Here is a 23,371-nt window from a genome sequence, read left to right on the forward strand (position 1 = left end):
CATAGCCCATTTGGGTGATAGTTTCCATTAAATCGACAATGTTATCAGGGCCGCCAGCCACCGCAGCGCGGCCTCATAACGGCGCTTGAATGTCCAGCGGGATAGCGAAAGCCCCGTGCTGCGCCTGACCCGCGCCCAAGGAATGCGTCCGCCGGTTTCGCCATCCTGGTGCCAGGCGGCGAAAAAGACAATCCTGCGGTCTTCCTTGTCCGGCAACAACTGCAGCAGATCAAGCGTTGGCTGCATCGCATCCACCTCCTGCGCGGTGATCCGCACCCGCGCCCGCGCCTGAAAGCTGGTCAACCCCTGAGATGCGTAGGTGGCGCTGTCTGCCAGCATCCCGGGCCACATGCTGCCGCGCAGTTGCAGAAAGCCGCGCTCCCGGTCCGGCAGGCGGCGCAGGGTCCAGCTCGCACAGACCAGACGGTCTTCCAGCAGCCGCACCAACGCGTCCTTGTCCGGCCTGCCGCCGCCCTGCGCGCGGATAGCCTTCGCGGTTTCCGCCAGCGCGCGGCGGCCGATACTCAGGGTTTCATCACCGGATTTTTTCCGCAACACTTTGGCCTGCATGCCTGTCCTCTCTTGCTGTGTGTTGTGCCTTACGGGCGTCGCCACCGCCAGCGGGCGGCATAATCGTCCATAATGCTTTTGGGGATACGGTCGTTGATGCTGTGGCGCGGGTCGGGGCCCAGGCCTGCCACCTTAAAATGTGGGTTGTCCGGACCGATGGCCCAGTTCTGGCTCAGGTAATCACCGCGAAACCGGCTGTTGGCGTCACCAAGGAACAGCCGCCAGTCAGCTTCGCTTGCCGGGTTGAAAATACGCTTGCTGGGGGCGGGCGGGTGGTTTTCCGCATGAGCCTTGCCGCTGGCCACGGCCCCAAGCCGCGCGTCGCGGGCCTCCAGCACCGCCGCCGTGTAATAGGCCAGGCTTTTCGGCACCCGGCCGGTGCGCGCCACCTCCCGCGTGGCAATGCGGCGCAGGGTGGGCAGGATGTCGGCCTCCATACAGGCACCTGCCGCCTCCCACTCATGCACCACAGTGCCATCAATATTTATTTCAGAAATGCCCGCAGCAGCAGCAAGCCGGGCAGCAGGGGTGTCCACTGCTGCTGCTTCTGGTTTTGGAGTCTGGATTCTGGTTTTGGCTGGCAGCTTTTCGCCATACCCACCGCCAGTGGTTTTGCTGGCATTTGGTTCCGGGGTTTCACCACGCTCATCAGCCCCGGCATCAACCCCGGCATCACCCCCGGCATCACCCCCGATGTTATGCCCGACGCTACCGCCGGCCGGGCGCCCCTTCGCCGCCTTGGCACGACCACCTTTGGCGCCATTGGCGCGGTTTTTTGCCACCCGCGCCTCAACGCCCTTATAGACATCCGTCAGCTTTTTCTGCCGCCACAAGCCGCCTTCCACGGTGAAAAATTCCATCAGTGTGGGCCGCAACTTCTTCCAGCGCAGCCTGGTCACCCCCACAGTGCGGGCCAGGGTGCGGTCACAGTCCTTCAGCGCGCAGCCGCGCGTGCGCCACGCGCACATCAGCAGCAGCAGGTAAGCCCCATGCTCCTCCGCCGTCAGGTGGCGGGTATCGGCAAGGTAAGCATCGGTGAACAGCGGTAATGCGGGAAACTCAGCCAAGAGGCAGCCCTCCCGCGCACCGGGCGTCGTGGCCAGTTACACAGCGCGCAAGAAACCCTGCCTTTTCACCCTGCCATCTAGCGCCCGGACATCGCCGGGGGCCAGTGCGGCTTACAATAGTATTTGACACGTTCATGGATATATGATTACGTTATTCGTAACTTAATGCAAGATAAATTACGTTAAATGTAAATCATGTGATCTATATACCACGTAATGCAGGAAGCAACATGCCAACACAGGACTGGATGCGGGCTGCCCTGAAGGAAAAGGGCCATAAGCTTAAGGATGTCGCGGCGGCACTGAATGTTCCGCCCCCGCGCATCACTGATATTTTGACCGGCAAACGAGGTGTTCAGTCGGACGAGGTTGAGCGCCTCGCTGATATGATCGGCATTTCGCCGCGATCGCTGCTCAGAAGCCTTGAAGACGGCAAGCTGACCATCGTGCCCGGCGACGAGGGCGCCCCGCGCGTGCCAGTTGTCGGCCAACTGACGGGCGACGGTACGCTCACACCCCTGCCCGAGGATTTTCCTTTCACAACGGTCGCGCCGCCGCCGGACGCCGAAACCAGCGAAGGCCTCTCGTGTTATATTATGGGGGACACCTCGATGGGCAGCCTGGTGGCACAAGGCAGCCTTGTCATCACCGCCGACCCCAAGGTGCATTATGCACCGATCGTGCCGGGGGCACTGTTCGTGCTGAAGCTTTCGGACGGGCGGCAAGTGCTGCGCCAGTATGTCAAAACAGCAGGTGGGCAGGATATGCTGCGCGCCGCCAGCGACGCAGACGAACCGTCAGAAAGTTTCCCGTTTTCCATCCTGCCTGATGCGCTGTCGCCCAAAGCACACAAGGGCCTTGGCGTGGGGGATATTGTGGGCGGCGTGATGTGGGTTCACACGCGGCTGATCAAGCCACATTAAGGTGCAGGCTGTCCGGCAAGGACCGCGTTCACCATGTCAACCAAGGCACGGCCGGACACCGTGCGTTTGCACCTGACGCGCATGTCAACTGTCACAAAGGGCTCATCGTCAAGACGCACAAGGTCTTCCTCAAGGCCGGGTTCATTCGCCAGCGCCAACTCGCCAAGCGGGATGGCCTGCACCCGGCCGGAGCGCAGCATGGCAATCAAGCTTTGGAAATTGGGCGCATAGGTGCGTTCCAGCGCGCCAAAAAGCACCCGCCCGGTGATAACATCCGCGCCATCGATGGTGCCATAACTTGTCAGCTCGTGGTACGAGGTGATGCCGCTTGACTTCAGCACATAGACCCAGAACGGGCTGCTATAAAACACATCCGAGACAATGTCTGGCTCCCCCTCACCATTGCTCGGGGCAATGATACAGGCATTCTGGCTTGAGCCATAAAGACTGAGCGCGCGCTTGAGCGGCACATAGCGCACCTGCACGGGCATATCCACCCGGTCCAGAAGGCTGAACATCGTCTGCTCCGCCGGGGTGGTGCCCGCCTGCTCGCCGCTGAAGCTCCGGTTGTCGTTTCTATAATAGCCGATGGGCCGGTAAAGCGTGATCGCCTCTTTCTCAGGCGCGTCCTCGCTCCGCCCCTGAAAAGCCAAAACCGCGGGCCCGGCGGCCACCATCAAACCCTGCAGCGCAATGAGGCCCGCTACAAAACCCCACCTGGCAACCCTGCTGGCACTTCGCCGTCTTTGCATACCACCTCCGAACCCCGAGTTTTGGTTATACCACCCAAAACCATCGCAAGAAACCAAGCAGAGATTATAAAATCGATTGCATTAATTTCGTTTTTCGTAATTTTATCATTGACTATAAATTACAATATTCGTAATTTTATCTCACCAGCACCGACAGGAGCGGTGGGGAACAGGCAAGACCACGCCCCGGCGTGGCCCGGCTTAAAACCCCCGGGGATTTGGGCAACGGTTGCCCCCAAACCGGCCCAAACGCCACCCCGCGGTTATGCAAGGCGACAAAGCCCCGCATAGCCCCCACTGCCCCATTCGGCAGCTGGTGTTCGCAACAGGCTTCCCCGCCGCGCCCCTGCGTGGGCCGGGCAGGTGGCAAGCGCGAACCTTGGTGCAGCACATGCGGCGCCACGACGGGCGAGGTTTCCTCCCGCCTCGCCCGTCAGGCGTCCGCCAGGAAAAGGACCAGCCATTGCCGCCAACGCAGCCCCCCCATGCAACGATGCAGGCGGCAGCGCGTCTTCTGGGGCGGCAGCATCACTGGCGGCTGGCGAAACAGCTGGCCCCCGGCATCACCCCCGACCTCCTGCGCGGCTGGTTTCAGGAATTTTTCATGGAAGGACAGCGCCTGCCCGCGAGCCCCACGCGGCGCATGCTGTGGCTCGTGGAAGTGCGTGCCGGTTTCCAAATCCGGCGGGACAGCCTATCGGTACTGCTGGTCAGTGCCGCCATCTGGCGCGAGGCCACACGCATCCGCCGCTATAAACGCCTGCACCGCAAACTGCGACTGATTGACAAAACCACCCTCACGCCTATTGTCGGCCCCGCCGATGGTCCCCGCAAGGGGATAACAGGGAATTCGGCGCAGGCGGCCAGGCGTGCCGCCCGCAACAGTCCGAAGCTGCCCCCGCAACTGTAAGCGGTGAAGGCCGAACATGATGCCACTGCCGGTCGACCCGGCGGGAAGGCGTTCGGCCCCTGCCCGCGAGCCAGGAGACCTACCACCGGCTTGGCCCAACTCATGAAACCGTTCGGGGTGAACGGCGAGGACAAACCATGCATCAGCAGCCCCAAACCCACCTGATCGATATCGTCTTTCCCGGCGACACCAACCACCACGGCACACTTTTTGGCGGTACCGCGCTATCGCATATGGACAAAGTGGCCTTTGTCGCCGCCACCCGCCATGGCCGCCGCAGCTTTGTTACTGCCTCATGCGACCGCATTGACTTCAAGGCCCCCGCCGCCCGCGGCCATCTGGTGGATTTCAACGCCCAAGTCAGCGCGGCGGGCACACGCCCATGCCCATGCCCATGCCCATGCCCATGCCCATGCCCACGCAAAGGCTGCCGCACAAAAAATATCGCCGTCATTCCCAAATTCTCCGTGCCGTGCGTCTTAGGGGTCAGACACATGCGAACCAGTTGCAGCTTTTTCCCCTTTTAGCTGCACCCGGGCAGGCGCAAACCGGCTGTTTTTCGGGCCTTTTCTCCCACCCTTTGGACGGGCCCACCGGGAACAGCCAGTGACTTTATCGCGCTGCCGGGCCGAGGGATCGGCTGGTGACCAAGCCGGGGACGACGCCTTGCCCTTGTTGGGCGAAATCCCCGGCTTACCTTCTCCCGCCGCGCCGAGATATTTTCCCAGACATTTATCGCTTTAGTTTAGTGATTTCACTTATTGGTGATCAGGGTCAAACTTCCCTTTCGCCCGGTTATGTCATCAGCGATACTGTGCACCGGGCCAATGTTTATTACCCCATCATCGCAAATATTGGCCCGTAGGCGCTTGCGCGCGCGAAAGCAATGGCGCCGGGGGCTGCGGCCCGGAAAAGCCCAGCCCCCATGCCTTGCCTTTCCCCGCTTTTTCGCCGCGTCGAAAAGCGCCACAGGCGCGTGCTGGCACCCCCTTGATACCCCATATAAAACAAACGGCGCCCGCAGGGGACGCCGTTATCCAAGGAAAGCAGAATTTCTAGTATAACGGGTCTTTTGTACCCGCTTGGTATCCTCGCTCATGCCGCTGCTCGGGCCGTTATGGTCTTTTCGCCGCTGGAGCTGTCATCACTCGGTGCTTGGTATGCTGACCATACGCACCCGGGACTGCGGCGTCTCGGCTCCTGCGACAAAACGCACCGCGCTTGCGGTAAACAGAAGGTTATATCTGTAACCAATTGTCATGCAGGTGGCGGATGGCGCCCCCCCCCCGGCCCCGGCCTCAGGGCTTGGCCTGGTCCCCGCTTTGGCCCCCACCCACAGCAGGCAGAAACCGTGGCGTTACACCCTGTGCTTCAAACAGCGCCTCAAGCGCCTGCCGGTGGTGCCTGTTCGCCAGCACGCCATTAACCGCCCCAACAAAAGCGATGTTTTCCGCCGTCCGGTGGCAGACAATCCCCACGCCAACCTTGATCAGCGCGAGGGTCGGGTTATAAGGCGGCAGGGATTCCCCCATGACATCAAACACAAAAATATTGTCCGGCAACGAGCCGGACATATGATCAACCCGACCGGCAAGCAGCATCCGCGCCTTGGTGGTTTCGTCGGTCGTGGGGACAAATGTCGCGCCATATTGCGCCAGGACATTGGGCAACGCCGACCCGTTTGGAAACGCGACCATCTTACCGGCAAGCTGTTCAAGCCGTTCAAGCGGGGCCTGACCGGGCTGGCTGAAAATATGGCTCTCCACCAGAACCATCGGCATGGTCTCTATATAACCCGCTACATCAAGGATATCATTGCCGCGTTTGAGATGGTCTATATTGCCCGGATAGAGGCAGCTTCTGTCCCGCGCATCAAACTCGACCTTCGCGCGTTTGTACGGCAGCGCCAGATAGGGCTTGCTGTCCGGGATCTGCGTCAGCACATAGGTAACGAGGTCGTTATAAAAACCTGAACCATCAAGCGCGAGCGTCATGCCCCAGCCCGTACCAAAAACGGCATCCTCGGGCTCGTCACTGACGGGCTGCGCAAGGCAACTGCCTGCGCCCACGAGGAACACCACAAAGCTGGCCAGCATGATTTTAGATATTTTCAATCACATTTACCTTCCCCGACCCGTGGGAGAATAGTGCCTGGCAGACAGACCCGAAACAGTTTTTTTGCCGTGTTACGGCGTTGCCCGGCCGTTGCCATGCCCAAGACCGGTGGGCATGGCATGCACATGCGCCACCTTGGCAACCCGCCCAGCACCCCGTCCCGCCGCCGGGGCAATGTCGTTGAGACTGATCTCGTCCCCATTGCTCTCGCCAGCATCATGCCAGATGCCCGCGCGCTCAAGCCGCGTCTGGTAGGCAGGGTTTGCATTCATCTCGGTGATACGTTGATCCATCGCCTTGATGAAGGTTTGTGTCTCCGGTGTGCGGTGGCACACAATGCCGATACCGGTCTCAAGAAAACGCAGTCTTTCATCAAATGTCGGCAGGGGTTCCTGCAGCGCATCAAACACCAGCACGGCATCCGGCAGCATGGCGGTGATATAGTCCACCCGCGCAGTCAGCAGCATGCGGGCCTTGTCTGTCTCATCATGTACTGCAATCAGCTCCGCCCCCGTGCCCGCAAGCACGGCATGCATCACCGAGCCAGACGGCACCGCCACGGTTTTGCCCTTGAGGTCCGCCAGCACGCGCGGCGGCTTTTCGCCCCTGCGCGCAAAAATATGGGTGCGCGTGGTGAAAAGCGGGCGTGTCTCTATAAGGTCTGGCGTACTCTCCACATGCTGGCCCGCGGTCAATATGGCAACTGCACTGGGGTAAAGGCAGGCGCTGTCATGCGCCAGAAAGCGTGATTTCGCCCGCCGGTAGGGCATCAACTGGTAGGACGCTTTCAACGGGAAGTCGTCCATCAGGTCGTGGACCACGTCGTTATAAAAACCGCTACCGTCCTGCGCCAATGTATAGCCCCAGACCGTACCGAAGATTGTCGTCCCGGCTGTGGCCTCGCGTGCCTGGGCCGCCGGGTTTTCCGCCCTCGCTTCAACAAATGTCAAAAACAAAAACACAAGCGCGGTCACCCCCGACCCCGCAGCAAACAATTTACGCAACAATATACACACCCATACCTTTACCAAGGGCTTCATACACGCGCGGCTCCCCTGTCCCCCCGGACAAAAAACTGCGCAGCCCTGCCTAAGCGGCAGAAATTAGGCCAGGGCGCGGGCGGCATGCAATGAAAAAGGCGGAAACTGGGAGATTTTTCCGCCTTTTTGGCCTGGTAGCAACGAAATTTCCCGCGCGGATTTGATATTGCAGCCCCCACGCGCATTTGCGAATGATAGGCCGCTCGCATGACAACGATTGCATAAGCAACATTATGTCGCGCTACGCGAGAGAGAATCAGCCCTCAGGCGTCAAGGCTGGCGTGAAAATGCCCCAACAGCATGCGGTGCAGCGCCTCGCCCTGCGCTGCCTGCTCGCTGTAAACCAGCCGCTCCCGCGCCAGCCAGAAGCTCTCGCGGAAGGCGCTGGCAACGGCGTGCCCTCCCGCTGTACGGAAACGCCCGTCACGCGCACAAAGATAGGCGGCAAGGTCGGCAAGGGCATGGTCGAAGCGCTGCCCGAAGCTGTCGGCACCGGCACCATGATCATCGACGGGCGTGGTCTTGCGGGTGATATCCAGCGCACGGATCACGCCGCGCTTGTCGGTGCACAGCCGCATGAAAAGGCTTATGACAATGCCGGGGGCATCAGTAATAAGGCTTGGCGCATGCTCCAGCTCATCCACCAACGCCCGCAACGCGCGCTCACATTCCTCGCCAATCCGGTCATCCAGACAATGCAGCAAGGCCATCTTGTCAGCAAAACGGTTATAAAATGAACCGACCGAGGCGTCGGCCCGCCGCACGATCTGCTGCACGGAAACCTCGTGCCAGTGTCGTGTTGCCAACAACATTTCCGCCGCGTCGAGAAAACGTACAAAGGACCGCTGGCTGCGTTTTTGCGCGGGCACCGGCACCCAGCGCCCGTAAAGCCACGCACCACCGGGCGCGCTACCTCGTTCCACCGTGCGCCTGCCCTGCGCCGCACCCGCCTTGATATCCCCGGAAACACCTGCCGACAAACCTGCCATGTTCTCTCTCCCGACCGCCGCATCGCCCGGCGGCTCATTTGCCCCAAAATGTGGTGCCAGCGCGCCACGTTGCCGCGCACCCCCGCACCTGTACCCCACGCCCTGCCACCGGCAAAACGCAGCCCCGACGCCCGCAACAGCAGGTACGCCTGGCGAAATCCATCCAAAAACTCCTCACCTGCTGCGCCGCGCCAGACAGACCCAACAGACAGACCCAACAGGCAGACCCAACAGGCAGACCCAACAGGCAGACCCAACAGGCAGACCCAACAGACAGACCCAACAGGCAGACCCATCAGACAGGCCCGCCGCGCAGGAAAGCACCCCGCACATCAACGCCGCCCGCGTCAGGCGCCATGCCAAATGCCAAGCCAGTAGCGCATGGCACAGCAAGCACAACGCGAATGGCAGCGCGACGCCAAAGACTGCACAAGAGGCGAAGAATTTTCACCAATCAACACAAATCACTAACACTTCTATTAGAATCAGAATTCTTGTTCTATTTCAAACAAAAAATATGCCTAGAGCTGCGATTGCCTGTGAATCGGCATGCAAAATTGACCCACTTAGGTGGGTAATCGGCATTTAAAATTGACCCGCCTGATTTTTGTTAATGTCCGCCTATTTGGGGGCGGAGAACGAACAGGTGTTATTGATGGAAAGTGTATCGAAGGTTCGTCGTTGGATATTGCGCGATGGCCGAAGCATCCGGTCGGTGAGCCGGGAGACAGGGTTATCGCGGAACACGATCAGAAAGTATGTGCAAGATGCTTCACCCCCGAGCTATCGGCGTCAGGCAGGGCCGGTTCGCCACAAGCTGTGTGACGGGTATGATGTCCGGCTTCAGGCGCTTTACGAGCAGGATCTGAAGCGCGCGCGGCGGGAACGCCGCACAGCGCTGAAGCTGTATGAGCAGCTTGTTCTGGAAGGTTATACGGGGTCCTACTCTCCGGTACAGCGTTTCATCCGGGATTTGAAGCGGGCGGACACGGCTTCCGGGGATGGCTTTATACCGTTACAGTTTCTGGCCGGTGATGCGCTCCAGTTTGACTGGAGCGAGGAGCATGTAGTTCTGGGTGGCATTGCCCGAAAGGTGCGGGTTGCCCATTTCCGCCTGTGTTACAGCCGCAAACCGTTTGTTGTGGCCTATCCCGGCGAGGCGCAGGAGATGGTCTTGGATGCCTTCGTCCGTGCGCTGGCTTTTTATGGCGGGGTGGTGCGGCGGGTGATCATTGATAATCCCAAAACGATGGTGACCTATGTGTCGCGCTCCAAAGACCGGGTCTTTCATCCGCGATTTCTGGCGTTGATGAACCATTATGCCATGGAGCCGGTCGCCTGCACCCCGGCCTCGGGCTGGGAGAAGGGACAAGTTGAGAACCAGGTCCAGTTCCTGCGGGGTCGGTTGTTTACCCCCGAACTGGCCTTTGAGGATCTGGGCACCCTGAACGACTGGCTGCAGTTGCGCCGTGAAGACCTGGCCTCGCGCCGACACCCCGACCAGCAGGACCGTACCATCGCCGAGGTCTTTGCCGATGAACGGGCAGCGCTGCGCGCGCTTGGCCGGGCCTTTGATGGCTATGTGGAAAAGACTGTGCGGGTCCGTTCCACCTGCCTGGTTCAATATGACAGCAACCGGTACAGCGTGCCGTCCCGGTTTGCCGGACAACCTGTCTCGCTGCGCGCCTATGCCGCGCGGATTGTGCTGATCTCAGGTCGGGAGATCATCGCCGAGCATGATCGCCACTTCACCCGCAATGTCAGTTACTTTGAGCCATGGCATTACGTGCCGTTGCTCTCGCGCAAGCCTGGTGCCCTGCGGGACGGCGCACCCTTTGTGGATTGGCAACTGCCTGATGCCATGCGCCGGATCAGGGATCATTACATGCAAGGCAAAGGCGGAGACCGGGAGTTTGTCGATCTGCTGATGCTGGCCCAGGATCATGGCATGGAGGTGGTCGCCATGGCGTGCGAACAGGCGGTCGAGCAGAACACCTTGCGCCTGTCCGCCATCGTCAATCTGATCAACCGGTTGGTCGAGCCGGTCATCGTACCGCTTGGCCGGCGTTACGATTATCCGCAACTGACCCTGCGTCCTCAAGCCGATTGCAAGCGCTATGAGACGCTCTGCATGAGAGCGCGGGAAGCCGCCGTATGAACGCCCTCATCGAACAACTGGCAACCCTGCGGCTGCATGGCATGGCCATGTGTGCGCAGGAGTTACTGGCCGCACGCACGCCGCCAAACCTGATCACGGCGATCAAGCGTTTGATCGAGGCTGAGACGCTGGAACGCCGGGTGCGCTCTATCGACTATCAAATGCGCATTGCGAAGTTCCCGCATCACAAGGATTTTGCCACCTTTGATTATAGCGCAGCCGCCATCACTCAAAAACAGATCGAGCCCTTCTGCACCGGCCAGTTCACCGAGGACGCCCACAATCTTATCCTCGTGGGCGGCACCGGCACGGGCAAAACCCATATCGCCATTGCGCTCGGAACAACGCTGATCAATCAGGGCAAGAAAGTACGCTTCTTTAACGCTGTCGATCTGATCAACGCGCTGATCAAGGAACAGGCCGATGGCACCACAGGGAAAATCATCCGGCAACTGACAATCATGGACTGCGTTATCATCGATGAATTGGGCTATATCCCATTCCCCAAATCCGGCGGTGCGCTCTTATTCCATCTCGTCAGCAAACTGTATGAGAAAACCAGCGTCGCCATCACCACGAACCTGGAGTTTGGCGAATGGGTCTCGGTCTTCGGCGACGCCAAGATGACAACGGCGCTGCTCGACCGCGTTACCCACCACTCAGCGATCATCGAGACCGGCAACACATCCTATCGCTTTGCCCAGAGCCAGGAAAGCTTTTATCGGCTCACAGTTATCTGCAGGGCGGCTTTAAAGCCGCCCTGCAGATAACTTCCGATGCATCAAAGGCGGGTCAGTTTTAAATGCACATTCCGGGTCAATTTTAAATGCACGTTGACAGCCTGACGCAATGATGAGCAAAACACCTAGCAATTATGGCTAAAAACCGAACATTTCTGTGCTAGCGTCACTCGAGCTGCGCAAAAAACGCCTTTTGTCACATCAGCAGCGCACTTCGACTGACCAGACACCCTGATCACCCTCACTGATGTCGATTTGGACCGGCAGGAAGGCGCGGATGGTCTCCGCGTTTGTGATCATATGCCTGCTGGGGCGCAGGCAGGTGAAGCGGCCGCCCCGGCCAAGCGCCATCGGCAGCAAAAGCTGATCCGCAAGGTGTGGTCCGACAGCCGCCAGCCCCTTGATGAAGCGGAGTGCGGCACGGCCCGTGTTCTTACCGATATTTTCTGCCGAGACACCAAGCTGTCCCACACCGGTGAACACCTCGGTCACATGCTCATACTCCGCAAAAATCTGCGCGATATTGCCGGGGCCCGCGGCATTCTTGTCCTCAAGGGCGCTCAGCACTTCATCCGCGAGCTTCAGGTTGCTGGCAATAACTTTGAGTTCCCTGTTCGCGATAGAAATCGGGAGCTGGGAGACAATCGCCTGTGCAGTAATTTCCTTGAGCTCACCGCGTTCCAGCACCTCGAGCGGGCTTGGTACGCCTGCGGGAGTGATGGTCATTGACCAGTTTCCGCCACCGGCCGGGAAGAAACCGCGACGGATGAAATCCACTTCCACGCCCGCACCGATGCGGCGCACATGGGGCAGGAAAACCCGGTCGAAGAACTCAAAGGACGGGCACTGCATATTATGTGTGCCGCCCTCAAACGTCACGCGGGAGGGACTGCCCGCCATCATCAGCGCAGGCAGCACGGTTTGTGCCACAAGCGTGGTGGCGCCCGCAGTGCCGATGGCGAAGTGATAGTCGCCTGCCTTCACCGTGCCGGGCGTGAAAGTAAGGCGTGCTGATTTAAGCGTCGCGCCTTCCACCTTAGCTCCCGAAATCTCGGCCGCTGCTTTCACACAAGTGAGGTGCTGGCGCATCAGGCCCGGCTTCTCCCGTCCGGCACGGATATTCTCGATGGTGAAGGGCTGCCCCGTCACCACGGAAAGCGAAAGAGCCGTGCGCAGAACCTGTCCGCCCCCTTCACCCTTGCTTCCGTCAATTCGTATCATCTCTGTCGTTTTCATTTTTCTTGTCTTCAAGCCAATAAAAGTGTCGTTGGTGCAATCCTCTTCAGGGTGGGACCACAGTGCTCCATGCATATCGCTGTCAGGCCATCCCATACTGCTCCTGCATCCGCCCTCGCGCCATAATCAAGGTAATAGCCATAATTCAAGCCAGCGATCTGCTTTGCCAGCTCACCTACCGTCCCCTCATACCTCACTGGCAAATATCTTGGCGCCATAACGAACCAAATGACCGAGAAGATGACCCATAGCCAAGGAAGTCCAAGAGCCGCGATCATCACGATTGATGCAAAGAAGCCGGAGAGCCAAATCAGCACCGCCGCCCGGGTCATCGCAAAAGCAGGTATTGTCACTGGCAATTCGCGCTGCAGCGCTGCCCTCACGGCACCATGGCTGGGCAATCCAAAGTCAGAGAGCCGCATGCCCGGCTTGACATCAACAGGCGATAGCATGCCTATCACCCGGCGCACTTCGTTGAATGCCCGATGAGAGGCACACAGATAATCTGTGCGTTCCGTGGCCACCAGATCATACTTCGTCAATAGTAGCTCGTAGAGATCACCCACGGTGCAGCATGCCGCAGCATCTTCATCGGATATCTTGATCCGAAACGCCTTCTCTATGTCCTCAAGAATTTCTACATCGTCACCATCCCCGCCAAGACCTATGGTCTCCAGCTCGTTCGCCACAGCCCTCATTTCACGCTTCGGATTATGCGGCCGACAATATCCGGTACGGGACTGTGAAACGCTTTTGCCCGCAATATCGGTCAGACTTACCTCGCAAACAAAAGGGTCTCCACACCCTGATCGGAACTTTTGGGCACCCTGATCGTCATTGAAGCTGACTGTAATGACCGCCGAACCGAACTCCTCATAAGACACCCCGCGCAACCGGGCATGACGCTTGAGGCGGGTGCGAAACATCTGGGCGATGCTGTCGAACTTATTGCTGGCAAAGTCCACTTCGCCCCTAGAAAGGTCGATAGACACCAGTTGCTTGCCGTCCTTCTTGGCCTGCTTGTAAAGGCAACCAAGCGCCCAGTAGCCGCCAACATCATTGTTGCGGCTGACAAACTGCTCAACCAAACTTGCAGCAATATCTTTCAATTTTCCTTTACGCATCGCCCCCACCCTTAATCCGTGTCCGTTGCCAACAAGACCGTGACTATGTTCCTTCTGCTATCGTGCAAATACCAAGCTCCGTCCCACGCGATATTGCAGAACCAGCTGCTCCACTTCGTCGCCCCGCGCCATATGGTCAGCGGGCTATACTGATAGCCTCCAGCACCGTACAGGGCCTCAAAGAATTCCTTCGCATGGAGCAATGCCTCTTCCCCAGGCACATCGTATCGCGGTAAATAGGCGCCGCCGGCATGCAATGCCGCAGCAAGATCAGCAATCAGGTGAAACGCCGTGATTTTCTCCAACATCAGACCTTCCACGCCCCGAACTTCCGCGGCGACCTCAGATAAATTCTCTCGAAGTTCCGGTCGCCGAAGAAAGTCCAACAGATGGTCGCGAACGCTAAAATGCTTCGACACATTCTGACTTCGCGTGTCGCCTTCCGGACCCGAAATTCTATATTGACGGAAGATCACCTCGCCATTGCCATAAGAGTAGGCGAGCCGTGAGACCAACCGGTCCACAGCATCTGTAGCCAGCGTGACATCAGATAACCGCGCCTTTTGCCAAGCCTCATCCCACATACTGCGGTTTTCCTCTTTACCCAGCCAACGCATCACGCAGCCTGCACTAGTCAGTATCCGTCGCAAAAAACAGGGTAACTGTCTCGTTTGTATTATCCTCGATCACCCAAGCATGATCCCACGCAACACCATAAAACCAACTGCTCCATCTATGGCCCAAGCGATAGAATGTGACGTTCCAATCGCCCAACTCATGTTTCCCCAGCAATTCTTTACAAAAGCCCAGAGCTATAGGAATTGCCGCTTCAGTTTCGACAGGAGCATATGAATAGGCCCCGGCAGAACTGATGGCACCCGCAACATCCGCCAAGAAATGGAGGTGGCTTATTTGCTGAAACCCAAAACGCTCATGGTTCCCCTGTGGCGACCTGACTTCCTCTTCACTAACCCTGTCTGGCGCCGGAACTTTTTCTTTCACATCTGCGTGTGTCAAAAAGTGCCAAAAGCGCTGAGGCATACGGGAGTTTTGCCACGTAGCCACGGCACCCGCACCGCGATATGTATCGACCTTGAATTGCTTAAAGAGCACATTCCAATTGGTCTCCTGCTCTGTAAACAGCCGCAGCACTCGTTCGACAGCCGACCCCACATTAGTAATCTCGTTGATCTCTGCCTCAGACCAACTCTCACACCATTCTTCCAATGTCGGGCCCGGGTCGCGGGCCACTATACGAATCATGAATTCTTCATCAGACATCTCTTCCCCCAATCGGTTGCCATGGCGACGCATCGCCATGGCGGTTCACTTTAGTCATCAGCCTTTCACGCACACAACCTGCTTTAGTGTATGCACCACTTCCACGAGGTCTTTTTGCGCGGCCATCACGGCGTCGATCGGCTTGTAGGCGGCGGGGGTTTCGTCGATCACCCCGGCGTCCTTGCGGCATTCAACACCTGACGTTGCCTCGATATGCTCTTCAAGGCTGACACGTTTTTTTGCCTCCGTCCGGCTCATCACCCGGCCTGCACCGTGGGAGCAGGAGCAGAAGCTCTCCTCGTTCCCGAGCCCACGCACAATGAAGGACCGTGCCCCCATCGAACCCGGGATGATGCCCATGTCGCCACGCCGGGCGCGCACAGCGCCCTTGCGGGTCACGAGCACATTTTCACCGAAGTGGTGTTCGCGGGCGACATAGTTGTGGTGGCAGTTCACCGCCTCCACATCCGCGGTGAAGGGCTTTGCGATCACGCTACGGGCCGCTTCCACCGTATTGGCCATCATCACCTGCCGGTTGCGGAAGGCAAACTGCTGCGCCCATTCAACCGCAAAGACATAATCATCGAAATGATCCGTGCCTTCAGGGAAATAGGCCAGGTCCTGGTCCGGCAGGTTGACCATCCATGTGCGCATGTCTTCCTTCGCCATCTCGATGAAGGTACGGCCAATGGCATTCCCCACCCCGCGTGAGCCGGAGTGCAACATGAACCAGACATGGCCTTCCTCATCGAGGCACACCTCCACAAAGTGGTTGCCCGTCCCGAGGGTCCCGAGCTGGTTGATGTTATTGGTGTTGCGAAAGCGCGGGTATTTGTCCGTCAGGCGGTCAAACCCTGCACTCAGGTCCTGCCAGGCCGCCACAGTGCGCTCAGGGATATCGCCCCAGGAGCCTTTGTCACGGTTTGAGCCTTTCTTGCGCGAGCGTGAGGGCGACATGCCATGCGGCACCGCCTTCTCGATCGCAGTCCGGAGCGCGAACAGGTTGTCCGGCAGATCTGCGGCTGTCAGGCTGGTGCGCGCAGCCATCATACCGCAGCCGATATCCACGCCCACAGCGGCCGGGATAATCGCCTTCCGCGTGGGGATGACGGACCCAACGGTCGCGCCGATACCCACATGCACGTCCGGCATGGCTGCCACATGTTTGTGAATGAAGGGCATGCGGGCGGTTTTCGCCAATTGCTCTTTCGCGCGGTCATCAACGGGCACACCCTGTGTCCACATTTTGACCGGGGCAAAACCCTGCTGGGCGATGACATCAAAACCTTCTGCTGTCCTGTGTTCCATTTTCTTCTTCCTTTAGTAACTGGTCAGAGCGGAAGGACTTGAACCTTCGGTCTCCTCATTCCGAATGAGGCGGATTAGCCAAACTTTCCCACACTCTGTTATTTCAACTTTCATCGGCGGCCGCGGCGACAAGGGTGGTGAAACATTGCAGTTGCGTACCGGATTACCGACCGCCTGACTGCATCCCATGTAGTTCCACCGGCATTCGCCGCGACCTTCAGGGCGACAAGAAATCGCGAGACGGGCCTTAAAGGGAAGCATCACCTTCCCCACCGGTCACCCGGCGCCCAGGTTTGGAGATGTAGTCTCGCGGGCATTCGCCCCAACAATTGCTCACCTCACATACAAACCGGCCAAGCCTTAAAAAGGATGGGCAACAAGTCGTTGCAGGATATTTCCTGAGCTACAAAGGAGGGACTTGAACCCCCGACCTCCCCGCACATGGCGAGGCGCTCTAACCTGTGTAATCCTGCAGGCATTCGCCCGAGTTTTCATCGCCTTTCCAAACTGGCCCATCAATAAAGTCGGGCGGCAAAATTTTGCGAGAGTCACCCCAAAAGGGGCGGCAGGAATTGAACCTGCATTATCCCGATGTACTCCCGCAGGCATCCGCCCTATTGAACCTTGCGGCAACAAGGATTGGTGAAACACGGTGCTATGGTCGCCAGCCGCAGCTCGCCCACACACTGGGCGAAGCCGGCGGGATTCGAACCCGCTGTAGCCGATCGTGACAAGGATTCGGTGTAGTTCCACCAGCATTTGCCGCATCAGTTCAAATTCATATTCCTCTCCGCATCGGCCCGGGCGACGATAAGTAGGGAGACAGTATTCCGCCACATACCTGAAGGCATGGTGGGACTTGAACCCACACGGGAAGGGTTACCCCAACTCCCGACCGGCCAACACCGGCTGCGTCTACGATGTAGTCTCCACGGCATTCGCCCGGGCCGTCGTTGGGCCCCGTGGGGGATCGGAGATCAAACGGCCCCCCGCTCGATCTCCGCTACCCAGTGGTCGGCCCCCACACCGCCACGGGCAAAGTCTGCGATGACATCGAATACCGCATCGGAAAACCCGCCGATATTCAGGACATCTTCCCGGTTTACCGCCTGAGAGGTGCCGTTTGGCACCAGGTCGATACACACGAGTTTCGCATCCGGGTTACGGCTCTTGAGCCGTGCCCATTCTTCCATCACGCCAGTGCGCGCATATTGCTCTGCGCCGAACCAGCTCTCGTTATCCGAGACAAGGATCACAAGGTCCACCAGCGCGCGCTTTTTATTAAGCGCCCGAAGCGGAGCCGCGCAGTCCGTCCCGCCCGGAGGCAGGCTTGCGAGCTTGGCCGCGTTGCTCATCACGCTGTCCCGTGCCGAGAACCGCGCCTTCACCACTTTGGTGTTGAAGGGCAGAACCTCCGCCGTCCGGTTGTGGCGGATGACCGCAGCCGTCACAAGGGCGGCCACGTCAACACAGCATACCGTGCTGCTCGCCCCCTTGCGATAGCCGGTTATCGGCCAGTGCATGGATGCCGAAACATCCGGGCACACAACCACACGGCCTTCAAACGCCGGCACATTGCCAACCGCAATTTCCATCGCGTCCTCAAGCGCCGTTAGGATCACCCGCGGCACACCGCCGGACGCCATCAGATACGCGGTCAGTATCTGGTACGGGAACACCTTCGCTTGCGCAATCGCATCCCTGTCCCGCAACCGGCTTGCGATCTGCCGCACGGTGGTGAACCCTTTCAGCACGCCGTGGCGGGCAAAGGTGTTCAGGTTCATGCGCGTCATATGCCACCCGGCATTCGCAGCGATCTCTCGCCAATGGTCCGTCTTCAACTCAAGCGCCGTCAGCATCTGGAACGGGACGTTCGGTACTGTGTTGGTTTGGTCCTCCTTGAAGGCCTCAAACGCTTGAATATCAGCGGGCAACAAAGCGCGGTCGCACGGTTTTCCGATCAGGTATGCGTAAAGCGCCTCGCGCCGCGCATCCTTCGGCTTCGGGTGCACCATCCTGATCACATCGGCAAGCGACGGGTCATTGCCCACGCTTGCACGGATCAGCATGCTGTCCGTCGCATTGTTCAACCAGCGGCGCACCATACGCTTCGGCGCGGAGCCGAGGGACTTCCGCCCCACGGCGCCCGAGCGCATGATCTGCACAAAGGTCCGCAGCATGCGGCCGTTATCCACCACTCGGTTGAACACACGCTCGGCCACGGCCGGGTCTTTCATCGTCAGCGCCGCCAGAAGGAGCGCCGGCATATCTTTCATGAAGCCCTTTTCCCGCGCATGGATGGCAACCTGCGCCACAAATACGGGGTCCAGCTCTTCCACAAGCGGCAGGATATCTGCCACCTGCTCCCGCGCCTCAGCATAGAAAGTACGGTTCACACATCCCGTTGCTGCAAGCTGGGCCAGCTTCTGCTTCGGTGTCAGCGCATAGGCGGGAGCGCCTTCGCTGTTCACCACATCAGGGCGCGGGAGCAATTTCCCTACCACGGATGCAAACACGGATTTGTTTGCCATTTTTTCTTCCTCTCTTCATTTCACACCCTTCCTATTGCGTATCGCGTGCCAGTTTTTTCAAAACAACTAAAAGAAATTTATAAGATACTGAAATATAATGATTATTTTTCATTTACGCCTGAAGTATCTTTACAAAAACCTTTGACTGTATTTCAATTTTAATATCTAAATTTATCTTGATTTATAAATTTGGATCGTATGCGATGAGTAAACCCACCGTCATGATCGGCTTTCTCGGCACCACCCTGGATGCCGGCAAGGGATACAAACGCTGGCAAAAGTGGCGGCCAACGGTTGCGGTTTGCCAGCATGAAGACCTGATGGTTGACCGCTATGAGCTGATCCATGATCGCCGCCACACCGCGCTGGCCGAGCGTGTGCGCGACGACATCATGCTCGCCTCGCCCGAGACAGAGGTCATGCTCCACGACGCAACGGTGGACGACCCCTGGGATTTTGAGGAGGTGTTCGCCGTCCTGCATGATTTCGCAAAGGGCTATGAGTTCCAGCCCGACCGCGAAGACTATCTCATCAACATCACCACCGGTACTCACGTGGCGCAGATCTGCATGTTCCTGCTGACGGAAAGCCATCATTTCCCCGCCCGCATCATCCAGACCTCGCCGGGGCGCGGCGCTGATCAAGTTGGTACCTACCGCATTATCGACCTCGACCTCTCGCGCTACGACCGGCTTGCTTCCCGCTTCGCCGCCGAGCGCATTGAAGGCACCAGCTTCCTCAAGTCCGGGATCGAGACCAAAAGCGCGGCCTTCAACCATATGATCGACGAGATTGAGCAGGTCACCATCCGCACACGTGCACCCGTCCTCCTGATGGGGCCAACCGGGGCGGGCAAATCGCACCTCGCGGCGCGCATCTATGCGCTCAAGAAAAATCGCCATCAGGTGGATGGTCCCTTTGTCGAGGTGAACTGCGCCACTTTGCGCGGTGACAGCGCCATGTCTGCGCTGTTCGGGCACAAGAAGGGCGCGTTCACCGGCGCGGCGGCGGACCGGGCAGGCCTCCTCAAAAGCGCGGACGGCGGCGTACTGTTTCTTGATGAGATCGGCGAGCTTGGCCTTGACGAGCAGGCAATGATCCTGCGCGCGATTGAGGAAAAACGCTTCCTGCCCGTAGGCTCTGACCGCGAAGTGGCGTCGGACTTCCAGCTGATTGCAGGCACGAACCGCGACCTTGCAGAGGCCGTAGCAGATGGCACGTTCCGGGAGGACCTGTTCGCACGCCTCAACCTCTGGACCTTTCACCTGCCCGGCCTCAAGGACAGGCACGAAGATATCGAGCCCAACCTTGAGTATGAGCTCGCCCGCTTCGCGCGAGAAGCAGGTGACCGCATCACCTTCAACCGGGAAGCCCGCACGGCATTCCTCAAGTTCGCGCACTCGGCTGCGGCGCCGTGGTCGGCCAATTTCCGCGATCTCTCTGCCGCCGTCACCCGCATGGCCACCTTCGCACGCGGCGGGCGCATCGGTGTGGATGAGGTAACCGCGGAGATCGCCCGCCTCAAACGTACATGGCGAGTGGGTAGCGCCGGCACGAACGGTGACGCGCGCCTCACCGCCATCCTCGGCGACCGGCTGGATGACATCGACCTGTTTGACCGCGCCCAGCTCGCCACAGTCATTGAAGTGTGCCAGAAAGCGAAGTCCATGAGCGAGGCCGGCCGCCAGCTTTTCGCGGCCTCCCGGCTCAGGAAGAAACAGGCCAACGACAGCGACCGCCTGCGCAAATATCTGGCAAAGTTCGACCTGAGCTGGGATAAAGTTAAGTCAGATTAGCGTTTTGGGGGACGCCATGGAATACAGACCAATACTATCAGGCCTTGTAGGGGCCGTGATCGCCTTCTTTCTGCTGCGCGCCGTGCTGAACAGCGGCAAGAAGTCGCCCAAAGTTGATGACGCGGGTTGGACCCATGTGAGCAACACCCCCATGCTCATTGCCATGGGCGTAGTTTTCGTCGTTATTGGCACAGCATGTTTTGCGCTGGCGATTGCTGGCACCCTGAATATTGACAGTGACAAACGAGGAGCCATGCTGTTCCTCGGTGCCTCGATGACCTTGCTCATGGCGTTCGGTACCTACGGTGTTTTTGGGGTGGCCGCGAAGTTCAATACGCAAGGCATCCTCTATCGCCGTTTTACGACATGGCACCTCGTACCCTGGTCAGGCGTCAGCGCGGTTGTGGATCATTCGATGTGGGGCACATACCTGCGCAGCACCTCAGGCAGGCTATGGATATGGAAATACCGACGCGGGTTTTCGGAATTGCTCATGGAACTTTGCACGCACAACATAAGCGGGGCCAACGAGCTCGCTACAAGTGATTTTGCCAGCGACCAGATGCATGCGGTCATCCAGCAGTCCCTATTGGAAAGAGTTTGGGAGTATCGCGAAGAGACGCTCTATCCCGCTCTGTTTGGAGACAAAAGCGAAGGCATCTTTGTCCTGACATCCGAGATGTTTGTGTCCCAATTCAAATGCGAGGAAATCGACCCCCGTTGGCTCACCTACGGCGTGCACGTGTACGCACCGACAGACACGAGAGATAGCTGGCTTTATGTCACATCTGGCATGTCCAACCCCTGGGATGGGGAAGTTGGCGCCTATTCTGGCTTGGGATACGAGTTTGTTCTTGAAACCAAAGGTCGCTTCGATTGGGCAATCCGAAGCCTGATGTCCATGCTTGCCTTTAACCTTCTGCTAGCAAAAGGGGTTTATGGCGAAAAGCCGTTGATTGATGTTGGTGACCGCGTCCCCCTTCACCAAGCCATCGATGGCTCCGACACAAGTGAAGTCCGGCATCTTCTGGTGAATGAGACCCAACACTTCCCGGCGACACACCAACTGGAAAGCGGGGAACTTGAATTCGTCCATTTGGTGGGTGCCACCTCCCGTGAGATTGATTGGGCCAAAACGCACGGCTCGGAAGCATTGACCGAAAAGCTGGCCAGCCTAGGGCTGGCGATAGTTACCGATCCAGCCAGGCAATCCATCGTATAGAAGGCAGATATGAACCTAAACCTCATCCCCGCCGAACCGCTTGGCCGCATCAACGACCGCCTCGAGATGATCGAGCGCGAGGAGCGCGTGCACATCCTGTTTGCGATTGAAAGCGGCAGCCGCGCCTGGGGCTTCCCGTCACCCGACAGCGACTTTGACGTGCGCATGGTGTATGTGCGTGAGCGGGACTGGTACCTTAGCATCTTCCCCGGGCGCGATGTGATTGAGCTGCCGCTAGTGGACGACGAGGACATCAACGGCTGGGACCTCAAGAAGGCCCTGCAACTGCTGATCAAGCCGAACCCGGTACTCATGGAATGGCTGGACAGCCCGATCCGTTACCGCTGGAACGCCGACGCCTGCGCGGCGCTCTCGGCCCTTGCCGACGAAACGCTACACAAAAAGCCGTTCCTGCATCACTACCTGCGCCTTGGGCAAAGCCAGTGGCGCAGCAACATCGACGGCAAGGACGCGGTGAAGCTGGAGAAATATTTCTACTGCCTGCGCCCTGCACTTACCTTGCGTTGGCTGCGCATGCAGGACAGTCGCCCGCCGATGAATTTCCAGCACCTGCGAGACGGCACCGATCTACCCGTAGCGGTGAACAGCTTTCTTGATGACCTCCTTGAGAAAAAACGCGTTACCCGCGAGTTGGGCGCTGGCCCAAGGATTGAGATGCTCGACCGCCTCATTCTGGACGAGTTCAAGAAAGGTGCCGAGGAAGCCGCCAAACACGTGCCAAAACAACATGATCTAGGCCGTAAACTCATAAAAGGGATTCCCAAACAGGCGAAGATATGATTCAACGCTTCTCAAATCATTGAGGAGGTTTTGATGCGCCGCCGCCGGTATGAACTGACAGATTATGAATGGTCGATCATAGAGCCTTTGCTGCCGAACAAGCCGCGCGGGGTGCCTAGGGTGGATGACCGCCGGGTGATCAACGGCATCTTGTGGCGCTTTCGGGCGGGAACGCCGTGGGCAGACATTCCCGAAAGATATGGTCCCTACACCACCTGCTACAACCGGTTTGTCCGCTGGCGCAAGGCCGGGGTGTGGGACCGACTGTTCGAGGCGGTGAGCAAAGCCCATGACGGTGACATCATTATGATCGACAGCAGCTGTGTCCGTGTGCATCAACAAGGGGCCACGGCAAAAAGGGGGATCAGGACGATGGCTGCATGGGCCGTTCCCGGGGTGGACTGACCACCAAAATCCACGCCCTCGTCGATGCGGATGGTCTGCCGATCAGGCTTTCGCTGACTGCTGGACAGACCCACGACAGCAAACCGGCCCTTGATCTGATTGAGGACATCAAGGAGGAAGCGATCTTGCTCGCTGACAAAGCCTATGATACCGACGCGCTTCGTGCCTTCACCACAGCGCGCAGAGCTTGGGCCAATATTCCGCCAAAAGCCAACCGCAAGCAGTCCTTTACCTTCAGTAAATGGCTGTACCGACACCGTAATCTCGTCGAGCGTTTCTTCAATAAGCTCAAGCACTATCGGGGCATTGCAACGCGCTATGACAAAAACCCGGAGAATTTCCTCGCCGCTGTAAAACTGGCTTCAGTCTGTATCTGGTTGAAAAATTATGAGTCTACGACCTA

The 23,371-nt window shown here is 58.5% G+C and carries 20 protein-coding genes, 1 tRNA gene and 1 riboswitch; of the genes, 8 read left to right on the forward strand and 13 right to left on the reverse strand.

Translation table 11 applies throughout. The features are described from left to right. Nucleotides 1-27: 27 nt before the first annotated feature. Both OEU85_RS02315 and OEU85_RS02320 read right to left on the reverse strand, forming a co-directional pair. Nucleotides 28-570, reverse strand: coding sequence for a hypothetical protein (locus tag OEU85_RS02315; protein WP_262689822.1), 543 nt, complete (start codon nt 568-570; stop codon nt 28-30). A 29-nt stretch (nt 571-599) separates the two neighbouring features. After that, on the reverse strand, nt 600-1,637 hold the full coding sequence (locus OEU85_RS02320; RefSeq protein WP_262689823.1) for a YdaU family protein: 1,038 nt from the start codon (nt 1,635-1,637) through the stop codon (nt 600-602). Between the two features lie 230 nt (nt 1,638-1,867). Here OEU85_RS02320 and OEU85_RS02325 point away from each other — a divergent pair, with 230 nt between their 5' ends. After that, nucleotides 1,868-2,560: a helix-turn-helix transcriptional regulator gene (locus tag OEU85_RS02325; RefSeq protein ID WP_262689824.1), complete on the forward strand. Its 693-nt coding sequence runs from the start codon at nt 1,868-1,870 to the stop codon at nt 2,558-2,560. Here OEU85_RS02325 and OEU85_RS02330 read toward each other — a convergent pair. Beyond that, nucleotides 2,557-3,312, reverse strand: coding sequence for a hypothetical protein (locus OEU85_RS02330; RefSeq protein WP_262689825.1), 756 nt, complete (start codon nt 3,310-3,312; stop codon nt 2,557-2,559). The genes OEU85_RS02325 and OEU85_RS02330 overlap by 4 nt on opposite strands. A gap of 805 nt (nt 3,313-4,117) precedes the next feature. Beyond that, nucleotides 4,118-4,323: riboswitch (cobalamin riboswitch) on the forward strand. Between the two features lie 36 nt (nt 4,324-4,359). Here OEU85_RS02330 and OEU85_RS02335 point away from each other — a divergent pair. Further along, the gene (locus OEU85_RS02335; RefSeq protein ID WP_262689826.1) at nt 4,360-4,749 is read left to right on the forward strand and encodes an acyl-CoA thioesterase; all 390 of its coding nucleotides are present in this window, start codon (nt 4,360-4,362) and stop codon (nt 4,747-4,749) included. A gap of 771 nt (nt 4,750-5,520) precedes the next feature. Here the strand turns inward: OEU85_RS02335 and OEU85_RS02340 are convergent. The 3 genes from OEU85_RS02340 to OEU85_RS02350 all read right to left on the reverse strand — a co-directional run bounded on the left by OEU85_RS02340 (nt 5,521) and on the right by OEU85_RS02350 (nt 8,366). Continuing rightward, nucleotides 5,521-6,336: a type 2 periplasmic-binding domain-containing protein gene (locus tag OEU85_RS02340; protein ID WP_262689827.1), complete on the reverse strand. Its 816-nt coding sequence runs from the start codon at nt 6,334-6,336 to the stop codon at nt 5,521-5,523. 72 nt (nt 6,337-6,408) lie between these two features. After that, nucleotides 6,409-7,341, reverse strand: coding sequence for a substrate-binding periplasmic protein (locus tag OEU85_RS02345; protein ID WP_262689828.1), 933 nt, complete (start codon nt 7,339-7,341; stop codon nt 6,409-6,411). A gap of 299 nt (nt 7,342-7,640) precedes the next feature. Next, a complete protein-coding gene (locus OEU85_RS02350; protein WP_262689829.1) occupies nt 7,641-8,366 on the reverse strand; it encodes a TetR/AcrR family transcriptional regulator in 726 nt (241 codons plus the stop codon). 655 nt (nt 8,367-9,021) lie between these two features. Between OEU85_RS02350 and istA the strand changes: the two genes are divergently transcribed. Continuing rightward, nucleotides 9,022-10,524: an IS21 family transposase gene (istA, locus tag OEU85_RS02355; protein WP_262689830.1), complete on the forward strand. Its 1,503-nt coding sequence runs from the start codon at nt 9,022-9,024 to the stop codon at nt 10,522-10,524. Next, the gene (istB, locus tag OEU85_RS02360) at nt 10,521-11,294 is read left to right on the forward strand and encodes an IS21-like element helper ATPase IstB (protein ID WP_262689831.1); all 774 of its coding nucleotides are present in this window, start codon (nt 10,521-10,523) and stop codon (nt 11,292-11,294) included. The genes istA and istB overlap by 4 nt, the downstream gene beginning before the upstream one ends. A 171-nt stretch (nt 11,295-11,465) precedes the next feature. On the opposite strand, the gene rtcA is transcribed toward istB, so the two are convergent. From rtcA to OEU85_RS02395, 7 genes are all read right to left on the reverse strand, one after another. Continuing rightward, entirely contained in the window at nt 11,466-12,500 is a 1,035-nt protein-coding gene (gene rtcA / locus OEU85_RS02365) for an RNA 3'-terminal phosphate cyclase (protein WP_262689832.1), read from the reverse strand. Nucleotides 12,501-12,511: 11 nt separating this feature from the next. After that, nucleotides 12,512-13,624: an acyl carrier protein gene (locus tag OEU85_RS02370; protein WP_262689833.1), complete on the reverse strand. Its 1,113-nt coding sequence runs from the start codon at nt 13,622-13,624 to the stop codon at nt 12,512-12,514. Between the two features lie 11 nt (nt 13,625-13,635). Then, on the reverse strand, nt 13,636-14,244 hold the full coding sequence (locus OEU85_RS02375; RefSeq protein ID WP_262689834.1) for a hypothetical protein: 609 nt from the start codon (nt 14,242-14,244) through the stop codon (nt 13,636-13,638). 10 nt (nt 14,245-14,254) lie between these two features. Continuing rightward, nucleotides 14,255-14,905: a hypothetical protein gene (locus OEU85_RS02380; RefSeq protein WP_262689835.1), complete on the reverse strand. Its 651-nt coding sequence runs from the start codon at nt 14,903-14,905 to the stop codon at nt 14,255-14,257. A 57-nt stretch (nt 14,906-14,962) separates the two neighbouring features. After that, on the reverse strand, nt 14,963-16,213 hold the full coding sequence (locus OEU85_RS02385; protein WP_262689836.1) for an RtcB family protein: 1,251 nt from the start codon (nt 16,211-16,213) through the stop codon (nt 14,963-14,965). A 20-nt stretch (nt 16,214-16,233) separates the two neighbouring features. After that, nucleotides 16,234-16,311, reverse strand: a tRNA-Pro gene (locus OEU85_RS02390). Between the two features lie 879 nt (nt 16,312-17,190). After that, nucleotides 17,191-18,744, reverse strand: coding sequence for a vWA domain-containing protein (locus OEU85_RS02395; protein WP_262689837.1), 1,554 nt, complete (start codon nt 18,742-18,744; stop codon nt 17,191-17,193). Nucleotides 18,745-18,947: 203 nt separating this feature from the next. Here OEU85_RS02395 and rtcR point away from each other — a divergent pair, with 203 nt between their 5' ends. The 4 genes from rtcR to OEU85_RS02415 all read left to right on the forward strand — a co-directional run. Then, entirely contained in the window at nt 18,948-20,540 is a 1,593-nt protein-coding gene (gene rtcR / locus OEU85_RS02400; RefSeq protein WP_262689838.1) for an RNA repair transcriptional activator RtcR, read from the forward strand. A 16-nt stretch (nt 20,541-20,556) separates the two neighbouring features. Next, nucleotides 20,557-21,762, forward strand: a complete 1,206-nt coding sequence (locus OEU85_RS02405; protein WP_262689839.1) for a suppressor of fused domain protein — start codon at nt 20,557-20,559, stop codon at nt 21,760-21,762. A 9-nt stretch (nt 21,763-21,771) separates the two neighbouring features. Continuing rightward, complete coding sequence (locus tag OEU85_RS02410) at nt 21,772-22,563, forward strand: nucleotidyltransferase domain-containing protein (protein ID WP_262689840.1); 792 nt, start codon at nt 21,772-21,774, stop codon at nt 22,561-22,563. A 33-nt stretch (nt 22,564-22,596) separates the two neighbouring features. Further along, nucleotides 22,597-23,371, forward strand: a protein-coding gene (locus OEU85_RS02415; RefSeq protein WP_262689381.1) for an IS5 family transposase whose coding sequence is annotated in 2 segments (ribosomal slippage) — nt 22,597-22,912 and nt 22,912-23,371 — 776 coding nt annotated over the 2 segments. Because the reading frame shifts where the segments join, the coding sequence is not laid out codon by codon here. This gene is flagged as partial in the annotation.

The organism is Kordiimonas aestuarii (assembly GCF_025574465.1).
GTDB lineage: Bacteria > Pseudomonadota > Alphaproteobacteria > Sphingomonadales > Kordiimonadaceae > Kordiimonas > Kordiimonas aestuarii.

Coding starts and splice junctions, on each gene's coding strand:
- OEU85_RS02315 (WP_262689822.1), bottom strand. CDS start 570: ATGCAGGCCAAAGTGTTGCGGAAAAAATCCGGTGATGAAACCCTGAGT.
- OEU85_RS02325 (WP_262689824.1), top strand. CDS start 1,868: ATGCCAACACAGGACTGGATGCGGGCTGCCCTGAAGGAAAAGGGCCAT.
- OEU85_RS02330 (WP_262689825.1), bottom strand. CDS start 3,312: ATGCAAAGACGGCGAAGTGCCAGCAGGGTTGCCAGGTGGGGTTTTGTA.
- OEU85_RS02335 (WP_262689826.1), top strand. CDS start 4,360: ATGCATCAGCAGCCCCAAACCCACCTGATCGATATCGTCTTTCCCGGC.
- OEU85_RS02350 (WP_262689829.1), bottom strand. CDS start 8,366: ATGGCAGGTTTGTCGGCAGGTGTTTCCGGGGATATCAAGGCGGGTGCG.
- istA (WP_262689830.1), top strand. CDS start 9,022: ATGGAAAGTGTATCGAAGGTTCGTCGTTGGATATTGCGCGATGGCCGA.
- istB (WP_262689831.1), top strand. CDS start 10,521: ATGAACGCCCTCATCGAACAACTGGCAACCCTGCGGCTGCATGGCATG.
- rtcA (WP_262689832.1), bottom strand. CDS start 12,500: ATGAAAACGACAGAGATGATACGAATTGACGGAAGCAAGGGTGAAGGG.
- OEU85_RS02370 (WP_262689833.1), bottom strand. CDS start 13,624: ATGCGTAAAGGAAAATTGAAAGATATTGCTGCAAGTTTGGTTGAGCAG.
- OEU85_RS02380 (WP_262689835.1), bottom strand. CDS start 14,905: ATGTCTGATGAAGAATTCATGATTCGTATAGTGGCCCGCGACCCGGGC.
- OEU85_RS02385 (WP_262689836.1), bottom strand. CDS start 16,213: ATGGAACACAGGACAGCAGAAGGTTTTGATGTCATCGCCCAGCAGGGT.
- OEU85_RS02395 (WP_262689837.1), bottom strand. CDS start 18,744: ATGGCAAACAAATCCGTGTTTGCATCCGTGGTAGGGAAATTGCTCCCG.
- rtcR (WP_262689838.1), top strand. CDS start 18,948: ATGAGTAAACCCACCGTCATGATCGGCTTTCTCGGCACCACCCTGGAT.
- OEU85_RS02405 (WP_262689839.1), top strand. CDS start 20,557: ATGGAATACAGACCAATACTATCAGGCCTTGTAGGGGCCGTGATCGCC.
- OEU85_RS02410 (WP_262689840.1), top strand. CDS start 21,772: ATGAACCTAAACCTCATCCCCGCCGAACCGCTTGGCCGCATCAACGAC.